The following is a 13,202-nucleotide window of genomic DNA, read 5'->3' as shown; positions in this document are numbered from 1 at the left end:
TGCCGGTTGCGCGCTTATACACGTTTTTATCGCCTGTTTTCTGCGCGCGGTTCCGCCTGCGCAGTGCTGACGCACGGGGCCATTTGCAGTATACTCCCGCCCTTGATTCTTAAACTGCGGCGGTAAATTGAACCCGCTTCATTAACGTAAGGTATTCCGGTGAATATTCAGGCTCTTCTCTCAGAAAAAGTCAGTCAGGCCATGATTGCCGCAGGCGCGCCTGCGGATTGCGAACCCCAGGTTCGTCAGTCAGCAAAAGTACAGTTCGGCGACTATCAGGCTAACGGCATGATGGCGGTGGCGAAAAAACTGGGCATGGCGCCGCGACAGCTGGCAGAGCAGGTGCTGACTCATCTGGATCTGAACGGTATCGCCAGCAAGGTAGAAATCGCTGGTCCCGGATTTATCAATATTTTCCTCGATCCGGCATTCCTCGCAGAAAACGTTCAGCAGGCGCTGAACTCAGAGCGTCTCGGCGTGGCGATACCGGAAAAACAGACCGTGGTGGTCGACTACTCCGCGCCTAACGTGGCGAAAGAGATGCACGTCGGCCATCTGCGCTCCACCATCATCGGTGACGCCGCGGTGCGTACCCTTGAGTTTCTCGGCCACAACGTGATTCGCGCCAACCACGTCGGCGACTGGGGCACCCAGTTCGGGATGCTGATCGCATACCTGGAGAAACAGCAGCAGGAAAATGCCGGCGAGATGGCGCTGGCGGACCTTGAAGGATTCTACCGCGAGGCGAAAAAACACTACGACGAAGACGAAGCCTTCGCCGAGCGCGCGCGCAGTTACGTGGTGAAATTGCAGGGCGGCGATGAGTATTTCCTGCAAATGTGGCGCAAGCTGGTCGACATCACCATGTCGCAGAACCAGATCACCTATGACCGTCTGAACGTCACCCTGACCCGCGACGACGTGATGGGCGAAAGCCTGTATAACCCGATGCTGCCGGGCATCGTCGCCGATCTGAAAGCCAAGGGCCTGGCGGTCGAGAGCGAAGGCGCGACCGTGGTTTTCCTTGATGAGTATAAAAACAAGGAAGGCGAACCGATGGGCGTCATCATTCAGAAGAAAGACGGCGGCTATCTGTACACCACTACCGATATCGCCTGCGCCAAATACCGTTATGAAACGCTGCACGCCGACCGCGTGCTCTATTACATCGACTCCCGTCAGCATCAGCATCTGATGCAGGCATGGACTATCGTGCGTAAAGCCGGTTACGTGCCGGACTCTGTCCCGCTGGAACATCACATGTTCGGGATGATGCTGGGCAAAGACGGCAAGCCGTTCAAAACCCGCGCCGGCGGCACCGTCAAACTGGCGGATCTGTTGGATGAAGCGCTGGAGCGCGCGCGTCGTCTGGTGGCGGAGAAGAATCCGGATATGTCAGCCGACGAGCTGGAGAAGCTGGCGAACGCCGTGGGTATCGGCGCGGTGAAATATGCCGATCTGTCGAAAAACCGCACCACCGACTATATCTTTGACTGGGACAACATGCTGGCGTTTGAAGGCAACACCGCGCCGTACATGCAATATGCCTATACCCGCGTGCTGTCGGTGTTCCGTAAATCCGGCCTGGATGAAAGCGCGCTGGCCGCCGCGCCGGTTATTCTTCGCGAAGACCGCGAAGCGCAGTTAGCCGCTCGCCTGTTGCAGTTTGAAGAGACGCTGACCGTGGTCGCCCGTGAAGGAACACCGCACGTAATGTGCGCGTATCTGTACGACGTTGCGGGCCTGTTCTCCGGTTTCTACGAGCACTGCCCGATTCTCAGCGCGGAAAACGACGAAGTGCGCAACAGCCGCCTGAAGCTGGCGCTGCTGACGGCGAAAACCCTGAAGCTGGGTCTGGATACGCTGGGTATCGAAACCGTAGAGCGGATGTAATACCGCTGAGGTGCCTGATGGCGCTGCGCTTATCCGGCCTACTCCAGAAGGTATTTTATCTCTGGCCTGATGACGTTGCGTTTATCAGACCAACCAAACGGCTCCCGATCCAGGTCGGATGAGGCGTTTACGCCGCCATCCGGCAAAAAACCCGGCGTTTGCCGGGTTTTGTTTTGCAGCACAATCAAAAATATTTGCGCAGATACTCCGTCAGACACAGCATCGCCATCGCCTGGCCATACGGCATGGAGGTCAGCGGAATCTGGCGATAGAAGTCAAGATCGCTACCCATCCCGGTGCCGAACGAGGTTTGCAACAGCTCGCCTTCCGGGGAAATGTTCTTCACAATCCCGCGAATCGCTTTTTCCGCCACGTCGCCATATTCCGCGCCGACATAGCGTTTACGCACCGCTTTCAGAATACCGTAAGCAAAACCTGCGGTAGCGGAAGCCTCCAGGTACGACTGCGGATCGTCAAGCAGCGTATGCCAGAGTCCGCTCTCGTCCTGACATTTCGCCAGCGCGGCGATTTGCGCGTTCAGTACCTGCACCAGATAGCGGCGAACAGCATTGTTTTCCGGCAGATCCACCAGCTCAAGGAAATCCGGGATCACAATAGTCAGCCAGCTGTTGCCGCGCGCCCAGCGGGCGTTGGCAAAATTATGATGCCCGTCGTAATTCCAGCCGTGGAACCACAGGCCGGTTTCCCGGTCCATCAGGTTCTGCACGTGCAGCAGGAACTGATAGGTCGCCTCCTCCACATACTCCGGACGATTGAGCAGCTTGCCTGTCTTCGCCAGCGGTAAAACCGTCATCATCAGCGTATCGTCCCACATCTGCTGATGGTTCTCTTCCGCGAGGGTGATGTGCTGCATACCGCCGTAATCGGTGCGCGGCATCTCGTGCATCGCCCATTCCGCCCAGCTTTCCAGCCACGGCAGATACGTCGGATTGCGCGTCTCTTCATAGCGATATGCCAGCGTCAGAAACGGCGCCATCGTGTTGACGTTTTTAGTGGTCGCGCCTTCCGCAAAGCGATCGGAGAACCAGCTGTCGATGATATCGCGCACCGTCGTATCACCGGTCTGCTGATAGTACTGGTACATGCCATACAGGCCGACGCCGTGCGTCCACTCCCATCCTGCCCAACCTTTGGTGTCAATCACGCGCCCGTCATCCAGGCGCAACAGAAACTGACCAGTCTCATCCTTGATATTCACCAGATTGTTCGTCACCGTCTGAATCAGGGCTTTCAGCGCTTCACGGGAGATAAAACGCTCGGGCTGACGTAATAATGCGCTATGTTTGACGGGCCAAACTTTCATATTTCTAACCTCTGTTTAAAGTCGAATGCAATGGTGCAGCCTGCTTCAGCGAAGGCGCAGCAGGTTTATTACGATTCAGGTAACCAATGTTGTTGTTACCCCAAAGTGATTCATACGGCAGCCCCGACAGCATTTCGACGGTAGCGCGCGCCTGCGGCGTGATGCTTTCCGGCATCGCCCGGCCCGAGTCGCGCATTTTCGCCGTCTCTTCACGCAGCGTGCTGTGGGTCTGTAAATTCAGTTTGAAGCGCAGCGAGACAAGGAAACCGCAGGCCAGCACCAGCAGCGTACCGCAGCTGAGGATCAGCAGAATGGTGTGGCTGACCGCTTCCGGCTGCGAGCTCTGCCCGGAAACAAAGCCGGAGAGTTGCATCACAATCCCCACCAGCATCACGGCGCCAGCCTGCGAGGCTTTACGCGTCAGAGTCATAATCCCCGCGAAGATCCCTTCGCGGCGCTGACCGGTGATCACCTCATCGACATCGGCAATGTAGGTGTAGGTATTCCACGGTACGTAGTTAATGCCGCCGCGTCCCAGACCGGCAACCGCAGAAACCAGCAGCAGCAGAGAGTAAACATCGCTTAACCCGGCATAGTAGAGCACCGCATAGGAGAGCGAACTCAGGCCGAACAGCACGACCACCATCCGGTAAGACGGCGCTGGCCCAAAGCGGATGCACAGCGGGATCATGCCAATCACCGCAATGAACTGGAAGACAGACATCGTACCGAGCAGGTTCGAGGCCATAGACGCTTCCTGCATCAGCACGAACACCACGTAATAGGTAAAGACCGCGTTGAACACGTCCTGCGCGATATAGCCGCCGAGGTACATACCCAGATGCTGGCGGAAAATCTTGATACGCAGCGTTGAGCTTAACTCAATAAACAGACGGTTCATGCTCTGTCTGAAGGTCAGGCTTTTCTTCTCCTCTTCCGCCCGCAGCGCCGCTTCCGTCCACTCTTCGCGTGGCCGCTCCCAGGTAAAGAACCAGACGAAGGTCAGCATCAGAGCGCACAGCACCGAGAATACCAGGCTGGCGTAGAAGAAGGAGATCGGGTTATCTTTGCCGAAAGTGGTTAACAGAATCCCCGGCAGGAAAGAGGCGAGAATCGCCGACATTTGCGCCATTGAGATGCGCGCGCCGGAGAATTTGGTTTTCTGTTTGAAATCATCGGTCATCTCCGGCACCAGCGTCTCGTAGGGCACCAGGATCATGGTGTAGACGATGTCAAAAATCAGGTACGTCAGCAGATAATACCAGAACCCCATATCCCCCACCCACATCAGCGAGTAGCTGAATACGCACGGGATCCCCAGCAGGATAAAGAACTTACGACGACCAAAACGTTTACCGAGCCAGGTTGAACCGAAGTTATCGGTTAAAAAGCCCATCAGGGGACTTACCACCGCATCCAGTACCCTTGCGGCAGCAAAGATAAAGGTCGCCTCAATAGGCGAGAGGCCGCAAAAGGTCGTATAGAAATAGAGCAGCCAGGCTGCGGTGAGCGCCGTGGTGCCAGCGCCTAAAAAATCGCCTGAGCCGTAGGCTAAGTAGTTCGCCAATCCAATTTTACGTGTTTTCATTGCCGTTAACCCTGCAATCAGTTGGGGGGACCCCGACATACTGGCTGCGCCAGAGGGAGTACTTACACGGCTACAGTAAGAGCTAACAATACGGGATACCTTTTCGTTTTTGCCACCTCCGGGAGCGAAATGGCAAAAACGCAAAGAGATCGGCAACGCGTGTCACCGATTTATAAAACAGCGTTTCTATTGAATCAAAATAGGATGTCAAAAATGCGAGTCAGACGGCAAATTTCTCTGCCGCCTGATGAAGAGGTAAACCTTTAACGATAATTCACAATCACCTGATTGCGCTGAACTTTTAGTGCGGGGATCAGCCTGCCGCCGCCGGGGACTTCCCAGATAAAACGCAGCGGTTCGACGGCGGGCACGTTGCTGAACGCGGTAGTGGTTCCGCTCTGTCCGTCCAGCTCCACGCAGCGCGACTGCGAGCATAAACGCACCCTCAGCCCCGCGGGCGTCGGACCATTTAGCTCATAGCGCCAGGCGACCAGCGTCATTAATCCTGACACAGGCTGACCGGCGGAAAGCGGCGCAGACGACGCCGATTCCCCGCGATGATTGAGGGTGATGCCGATACTGCTGGCCTGCCAGGCCCCTTCCCCGGCAGCCTGCGCCGCCAGAGGGAATAACATCAGCCAGAGAAATTTGCGCACTATTTACCTCCGATGGTCGCCGTCATGCGAATGTTACGGTTGTCGGAAAGCTCCATATTCGACAACACAACCAGCTGCGGCAGGCTGCGACGCAGGAAGCGCGAGAGCAGCGGACGCAGCGCATGGTTAACCAGCAGCACCGGCGGCGCGCCGAGCATCTCCTGGCGGGACAGCGCCTCCTGGGTTTGCGCCAGCAGGCGATCGGCCAGCCCCGGCTCCAGTCCGCCTCCGCCCTGCAGCGCCTGCAACAGCAGGCGTTCAAGCGCGGTATCAAAGCCAATCACGCTGACTTCATCGCTCCCCGGGAACCATTGCTGGGTAATCGCGCGGCCCAGCGCGACGCGCACCACGGCGGTAAGCTCATGCGGATCGTTTTGCAGCGGCGCATGTTCGGCCAGCGTCTCGAGAATGGTGCGCATATCGCGGATCGGCACTTTTTCATCCAGCAGATTCTGCAACACCTTATGCAGCGTGGTCAGGGTGATCACGCCCGGCACCAGATCTTCGGTCAGCTTCGGCATCTCCTGCGCCACGCGGTCCAGCAACTGCTGCGCCTCCTGACGGCCAAACAGTTCGGCGGCGTACTTGCCGATCAAATGATTCAGGTGCGTGGCCACCACGGTACTGGCTTCCACCACCGTGAAGCCCTGTATCTGCGCCTGCTCTTTTAATGCGCTTTCAATCCAGATAGCGTCCAGGCCAAACGCCGGATCGACGGTTTTTTCACCCGGCAACGTTCCAGCCGCGGTGCCGGGGTTGATTGCCAGCCAGCGTCCCGGATAGGCGTCGCCGCTGCCGATTTCCACCCCTTTCATCAGGATGCGATAGTGCGCAGGCTGCAGATCCATATTGTCGCGGATGTGCACCACCGGCGGCAGGAAGCCCATATCCTGAGCGAATTTTTTACGGATACTGCGGATCCGCCCGAGCAGTTCGCCGTCCTGCTGGAAATCGACCATCGGGATCAGGCGGTAGCCCACCTCCATACCGAGGGAGTCTTCCAGCTGCACGTCGCTCCACGTCGCTTCCACCACCGGCGTATTTTCCGGCGCTTTGGCAGGCTGCGGCTCGGCAGGCGCCTGCTGCTGACGGCCACGAATCCACCAGGCCAGCCCCAGCAGGGCCGCGGTAAACAGCAGGAAGACGAGGTTCGGCATCCCCGGCACCAGCCCCAGCAGGCCGAGTACGCCGGCGCTCAGCAGCATCACGTTAGGGTTACTGAATAGCTGCCCCACCATCTGCTCGCCAACGTCCTGATCGGTGCTGACGCGGGTGACGATCACGCCCGCCGCGGTCGAAATGACCAGCGCCGGGATCTGCGCCACCAGGCCGTCGCCGATGGTCAGCAGGGTATAACTTTCCGCCGCATCGCCCATGCTCATACCATGTTGCAGCACGCCCACCAGCAGACCGCCGACCACGTTAATCACCATGATCAAAATCCCGGCAATGGCGTCACCGCGAACGAACTTACTCGCCCCGTCCATCGAACCGTAGAAATCCGCCTCCTGGGTCACTTCGGAGCGGCGCTTTTTCGCCTCATCTTCGCCAATAAGCCCGGCGTTGAGGTCGGCGTCAATCGCCATCTGCTTACCCGGCATCCCGTCCAGCACGAAGCGCGCCCCGACTTCAGCGATACGTCCGGCGCCTTTGGTGATAACCATAAAGTTGATGATCACCAGAATGATAAACACCACAATACCGATGGCGAAGTTGCCGCCCACCAGGAAGTGACCAAACGCCTCGACAACCTTTCCCGCCGCCGCCGCGCCGGAGTGTCCTTCCATCAGGATGATACGGGTTGAGGCGACGTTCAGCGCCAGGCGCAGTAAGGTGGTGAACAGCAGGATGGTCGGAAAGGCAGCGAACTCCAGCGTACGCTGGGTAAACATCGCCACCAACAGAACCATGATCGACAGCGCGATGTTAAAGGTAAACAGCAGGTCGAGGATGAACGCCGGTAATGGCAGCACCATCATCGACAGAATCAACAGGATGAGGATCGGCCCGGCAAGGATCTGCCATTGCGTGGTTTTCAGATTGTTGGGCAGGCGCAGCATCGCGACCAGATTAGCCATCGGTAGTCTTCTCGTTCATAAAATCCAGTGCTTCAGGCACCGGAAGATTTGCAGGTTGTGGTGGGCGTTCCCCGCCGGCAAGCCGCCAGCGCTTAAGCTGCAACACCCAGGCCAGGACCTCCGCCACCGCGGCGTACAGCTGCCCGGGAATTTGCTGACCAATTTCAGCATGGCGATAAAGCGCGCGCGCCAGCGGCGGCGCTTCCAGAGTGGGAATTTTGTTTTCCGCGCCAATCTCGCGAATGCGCAGCGCCACCAGTCCCGCCCCTTTGGCGACCACTTTTGGCGCGCTCATTTTGTTTTCGTCATACTGTAACGCCACCGAGTAGTGGGTAGGGTTAGTGACAATCACGTCAGCGTTGGGCACGTCGCTCATCATGCGCTGGCGCGCCGCCGCCCGCTGCATCTGGCGGATGCGCCCTTTCACATGCGGGTCGCCCTCGCTCTGTTTGAATTCATCGCGGATATCCTGACGCGACATGCGTAATTTTTTCAGGTGGCTGAAGATCTGGAAGATAACGTCAAAGCCGACCATCGGGATAACGCCCAGCACCACCAGCAGCGCGCACAGCCCGACGAGATCCAGCGCGTCGCCCATCGCCGTGATGGGCGATTCCGCCATCAGACGCATCATCTGCGGCCATTTATGCCACAGATACAGCGCCGTCACGCCGCCGACCAGCGTCGATTTCAGCACCGCTTTCAGCAACTCCGCCCCGGACTGCGCGGAGAACATACGCTTGATGCCGGGCAGCGGATTGAGTTTAGAAAATTTCGGTTGCAGCGATTTACCGCTAAAGATCAGCCCGCCGAGCAGCACCGGCGAGATCAGCGCCACCAGCACCACGCCGGTAATCAGCGGCAGCAGCGCGATCATCGCTTCTTTTATCAGCAGAATGATTTGCCCGAGGATCAGACTGGGATCGTTGACCATACTGTGGTCAAAGCGCAGCCCTGCCGACAGCATCGCAGAGAGCCGTCTGGCCAGCGACTCGCCGCCAATCCAGATAATACAAACGCCCACCAGCAAGATCAGCAGCGAGGTCAGCTCTCTGGAACGGGGGATCTGCCCTTCTTCCCGCGCTTTTTCAAGTCGGTGGGGTGTGGGGGCTTCTGTTTTGTCGTCGTTCTCTTCAGACACGCATCAGATCCTGGCTGGGCTTATGAGCCAGAATGATGCCAGAACCCCGTTTCGCCAATGGGCAGAGTAAACGGCAAAAAAGGTCGGGTTTATGCCGTTAATGAAAGAGAGAGAATATTTTACGTAGTGGAACTGTTTATCAGCTCCTTCCTTTATCTCATCTGGCAATAACCATCCCCGGAAAGACCCTGGTATGAGTTTACCGACGAAGAAAAAGAGAAAGCATGTGTCTGGCATCATCAATTTAAATTTCGGCATATTACTAATAGTTTGAGATTATTAACCAAATGAAATTACAGGCATTAACCTTACAACTTGCCCACTATTGATGATCCCTGTCAAAAATCAGTTGAATAAATTATCGTCTACTGTCCTGACTTATTTCGCCAATACCCGATTAAATTAAAGAACGGCAGAAGGAACTGACCATGAGCGGAAAACCGGCGGCCCGTCAGGGCGACATGACACAGTACGGCGGGCCGATAGTTCAGGGGTCAGCGGGCGTGTTTATCGGTGCCCCCACCGGCGTCGCCTGTTCGGTCTGTCCCGGCGGCATCACCTCCGGCTCGCCGGTTAACCCCCTGACAGGCGCCAAAGTGCTGCCCGGCGAAACGGACCTCGCCCTGCCCGGCCCGCTGCCGTTTGTCCTTTCCCGCACCTACAGCAGTTATCAGACGAAAACGCCTGCGCCTGTGGGTGTCTTCGGTCCCGGCTGGAAAGCCCCTGCTGATATCCGCCTGCAGCTTTCTGATGACGGACTTATCCTTAACGATAACGGCGGGCGCAGCATTCACTTTGAGCCGCTGTTCCCCGGTGAGACCGCCTTCAGCCGCAGTGAATCCCTGTGGCTGGCCCGCGGCGGCGTGCTGACGCTGCATGAAAGCAACCCGCTGCACCGCCTGTGGCAGACCCTGCCGGAGAAGATTCGCTCAGGCCCGCACGTTTACCTGGCCACGAACAGCGCGCAGGGGCCATGGTGGATTCTGGGCTGGCCTGAGCGGGTGCCGGAGGCGGATGAGGTCCTGCCCGCCCCGCTGCCGCCGTACCGGGTGCTGACCGGGCTGGCGGACCGCGCCGGGCGCACGCTCAGTTTTCACCGGGAGGCCGCCGGTGAATTCACCGGCTGCATCACCGCCGTGACCGACGGCGCAGGCCGCCGTTTCAGGCTGGTACTGACCACGCAGGCGCAGCGGGCGCAGGCGGCGCGTCAGCAGGCCATTACATCCGGAATAAAAGCCCCTGAATTTCCGCAGACGGTGCCGGTTTCCGGCTACGGCGCGGACAGCGGTATCCGCCTGGAGGCGGTGTGGCTGACGCATGACCCGCAATACCCGGACAACCTGCCCGCCGCGCCGCTGGCGCGTTATGAATACACCCCGCGCGGGGAGCTGGCGGCGGTGTATGACCGGGGCGGCGTCCGGGTGCGTCAGTTTGAATACGACCCGCAGCATCCGGGACGGATGTGCGCGCACCGGTACGCCGGACGCCCGCCGGTCACCTATCTTTACGACACCGCCCTTTACGACACCGCCGGCCGGGTGGTGGAGCAGCGTAACCCGGCGGGCCTGAGCTACCGCTACCGGTATGACAGGAACAGCGTCGTGATTACCGACAGCCTGAACCGCCGCGAAGTGCTGCACACGGAAGGCGAAGGCGGCCTGAAGCGGGTGGTGAAGAAGGCGCTGGCGGACGGCGGCTGTGTCCTCAGTGACCATGATAACGCGGGCCGCCTGCTGGCGCAGACTGACGCCACAGGGCGCAGGACAGAATACCGGATGAATGCCGGCTCCGGCCTGGTGACGGAAATTGTCACGCCTGACGGCCGGTCCGTGCGGTTCAGCTATAACGACCGGCACCAGCTCATCTCCTCCACCGGGGCGGACGGCCTGCGCAGCCGGCGGGAATATGACGACCGGGGACGGCTGACGGCAGGGACCTCCCGTCAGGGCGACACCACCCGCTGGTTTTATGATAATCCGGACAGTGAGCTGCCCTGCGCTGTGGAAGACGCCACCGGCAGCCGCAGGACGATGACCCGCAACCGTTACGGCCAGGTGCTGACCGTCACCGACTGTTCGGGATATGAAACCCGTTATGAGTATGACCGCTTCGGGCAGACCACAGCGGTTCACCATGAGGAAGGGCTGAGCGTTTACCAGGATTACGATAACCGGGGCAGACTCATCAGCCGGAAGGATATACAGGGCCGGGAGACGCGTTACGAATACAGCATCGCGGGCGACCTGACCGCCATCATTCATCCGGACGGCCGCCGCCATGAAACGCGTTATGACGCGGCGGGACAGCCGGTCAGCCTGAGCGCAGGCGGCCTGACGCGGCAGATAACATACGATGCTGCCGGGCGCGTCACCGCGCTGACGAATGAAAACGGCGCTGTCACCACGTTGACTACGACGTCATGGACCGGCTGACGGAAGAGTGCGGCTTTGACGGCCGGACACAGCGTTACGGATATGACCCCGGCGGACAGCCTGTCCGCAGCGAAGAGGGCTCCCTCATCACCCTCTGGCATTACGATGCCTCCGGTCGCCTGACGCACAGCACGGTGAACGGTGAGGAGGCTGAACGCCGGCTGTACGATGAGCGCGGCTGGCTGACGGAAATCAGCCACCTCAGCGACGGCCACCGGGTCGCCGTTCACTACGGCTATGATGATAAAGGCCGGATGCGCAGCGAGCGACAGACCGTCCACGCCCCGCAGACAAATGAACTGCTGTGGGAGCACGTCACGCAGCACGATTACCGGAACGGACTGGCGACCAGAACCACCCCTGACCACCTGCCGCCGGTGGAATGGCTGACCTACGGCAGCGGTTATCTGGCGGGGATGAAGCTCGGCGACACGCCGCTCACCGACTTCACCCGCGACCGCCTGCACCGGGAGACACTGCGCAGCTCCGGGGCATACGAACTGGCCAGCACGTACAGCGCAGGCGGGCAGCTGCAGCGCCACACGCTGAATATAACGGAACTGAACCGGGAATACGCCTGGAGCGACGGCGGAGAGCTGGTGAGTATCCGCGGTCCCCTGCAGCAGCGGCAGTACCGGTACGACGACGCGGGACGGCTGAATCAGGTATTCCTGACCGCCACAGAAACGACAGCAGACTGGCTGACCGACCCGGCGGGCAACCGCATTGCGGACCGGCAACAATACCCGGCGCTGCCCGCAACATGGCCGGATAACCGTATCACTGAGGACAGCCACTGGTTTTACCATCACGATGAACACGGCAGGCTGACGGAGAAGGACGAGCGGCGCATCCGCGACGGCGGCAGCCTCAGCCACCATTATCATTACGATACCCGGCACCGGCTGGTGCGTTATGTCCGCATGCAGCAGGGACAGACGCGGCTGGAAAGCCGCTACCTGTATGACCCTGTGGGCCGCCGCACAGGCAAACGGGTATGGCGAAGCCCGGGCGGGAAAGACCGCCCGTCCCTCAGCCACACGCCGGAGGTGACGTGGTACGGTTATGACGGCGACAGGCTGGTGACCACACAGACGGCAGACCGCCGTGTGCAGACGGTATACATGCCGGGCAGCTTCACGCCGCTGCTCAGGGCCGAAACGGAACTGGCGGAGCTGGAGAAGGCCGCCGCACACCGCACGCTGGCGCAGAAGCTCCAGCAGGAGGCGAACATGACGTTCGTGCCGGAGCTGGTAATGATGCTGGACGTGCTGGAGGGGGAGCTGCGGCGCGGAGAAGTCAGCGAGCCGAACCGGCAGTGGCTGGCGCAGTGCGGGCTGACGCCGGAGCAGATGAAGAACCAGACGGAGCCGGAGTACGTGCCGCGGCGTAAAATCCACCTGTACCACTGCGACCACCGGGGCCTGCCGCTGGCGCTGATACGCCGGGACGGAGGGACGGCCTGGCAGGCGGAATATGATGAATGGGGCAACGTGCTGCGGGAGGATAACCCGGAGGGGCTGGAGCAGCTCATCCGCCTGCCGGGGCAGCAGTACGATGAGGAGACAGGGCTGTACTATAACCGTCACCGGTATTATGACCCGCAGCAGGGACGGTATATCACCCAGGATCCGACTGGACTAAGGGGAGGATGGAACCCGTATACCTATCCGCTGAATCCGGTTACAGAGATTGATCCGTTGGGGCTGTTTGCATGGTTGGTAATTCCCGGTATTTGTGCTGCAGGAGGTTGTGAAGCCCTGGCAGTATTATTAGGTCTTGCTACATATACAGCAACACCAGCAGGGCAAGATGCTATGAAAAATACGTCAAATGCGATAAGTAGTAGTTTGAGTAATTGCAACGATAAAGCAGAAGAGTTGCAACAATGCTCACCTCCGTCCGGAACTATATGCTATTTTTATGATCAGGTGCCGCCAGCTAAACCTCATTACCCACATGCAGGAAGTCATTATCACCTTTTCAAAATGGGCGAAGCTCCTTACTGTAGGTGGAACAAATTCGGTTCAGAGGATATCGCTCCACCGGGGAGTATTCCATGTCCTTTTCCAAGAACAGGAGGAAGATGA

6 protein-coding genes and 1 pseudogene are annotated in these 13,202 nt (G+C 59.0%); 2 read left to right on the top strand and 5 right to left on the bottom strand.

Annotated elements, in window-relative coordinates; translation table 11 throughout:
* The first annotated feature begins 159 nt into the window (after positions 1-159).
* Positions 160-1,893 carry an arginine--tRNA ligase gene (gene argS, locus K7R23_RS16850; RefSeq protein WP_012906151.1) on the top strand — a complete coding sequence of 578 codons (1,734 nt, stop codon included), beginning with the start codon at positions 160-162 and terminating at the stop codon, positions 1,891-1,893.
* Positions 1,894-2,077: 184 nt separating this feature from the next.
* Here the strand turns inward: argS and bglB are convergent, their stop codons facing one another.
* The 5 genes from bglB to flhB form a co-directional block, all read right to left on the bottom strand.
* The gene (gene bglB, locus K7R23_RS16845) at positions 2,078-3,217 is read right to left on the bottom strand and encodes a beta-galactosidase BglB (protein ID WP_012906152.1); all 1,140 of its coding nucleotides are present in this window, start codon (positions 3,215-3,217) and stop codon (positions 2,078-2,080) included.
* Positions 3,218-3,221: 4 nt separating this feature from the next.
* Positions 3,222-4,805 carry an MFS transporter gene (locus K7R23_RS16840; protein WP_012906153.1) on the bottom strand — a complete coding sequence of 528 codons (1,584 nt, stop codon included), beginning with the start codon at positions 4,803-4,805 and terminating at the stop codon, positions 3,222-3,224.
* A 263-nt stretch (positions 4,806-5,068) separates the two neighbouring features.
* Positions 5,069-5,461, bottom strand: a complete 393-nt coding sequence (gene flhE, locus K7R23_RS16835; RefSeq protein WP_012906154.1) for a flagellar protein FlhE — start codon at positions 5,459-5,461, stop codon at positions 5,069-5,071.
* Positions 5,461-7,539 (bottom strand): flagellar biosynthesis protein FlhA, encoded by a 2,079-nt coding sequence (gene flhA / locus K7R23_RS16830; protein ID WP_012906155.1) that lies wholly within the window; start codon positions 7,537-7,539, stop codon positions 5,461-5,463. The genes flhE and flhA overlap by 1 nt, the downstream gene beginning before the upstream one ends.
* Positions 7,532-8,680: a flagellar biosynthesis protein FlhB gene (flhB, locus tag K7R23_RS16825; protein WP_012906156.1), complete on the bottom strand. Its 1,149-nt coding sequence runs from the start codon at positions 8,678-8,680 to the stop codon at positions 7,532-7,534. Before flhB ends, flhA begins: the two co-directional genes overlap by 8 nt.
* Before the next feature lie 428 nt (positions 8,681-9,108).
* Between flhB and K7R23_RS16820 the strand changes: the two are divergent.
* Positions 9,109-13,202: pseudogene (locus K7R23_RS16820) on the top strand (RHS element core protein).

The organism is Citrobacter rodentium NBRC 105723 = DSM 16636 (assembly GCF_021278985.1).
In the GTDB taxonomy this organism is placed as follows: Bacteria; Pseudomonadota; Gammaproteobacteria; order Enterobacterales; family Enterobacteriaceae; genus Citrobacter_A; species Citrobacter_A rodentium.
Note: the sequence above shows the minus strand (reverse complement) of the source record. Positions and strands in the feature narration are given on the sequence as shown.

What these genes read in the sequence shown, in the direction of transcription:
- bglB (WP_012906152.1), bottom strand. Translation starts at nt 3,217, where the DNA reads ATGAAAGTTTGGCCCGTCAAACATAGCGCATTATTACGTCAGCCCGAG.
- K7R23_RS16840 (WP_012906153.1), bottom strand. Translation starts at nt 4,805, where the DNA reads ATGAAAACACGTAAAATTGGATTGGCGAACTACTTAGCCTACGGCTCA.
- flhA (WP_012906155.1), bottom strand. Translation starts at nt 7,539, where the DNA reads ATGGCTAATCTGGTCGCGATGCTGCGCCTGCCCAACAATCTGAAAACC.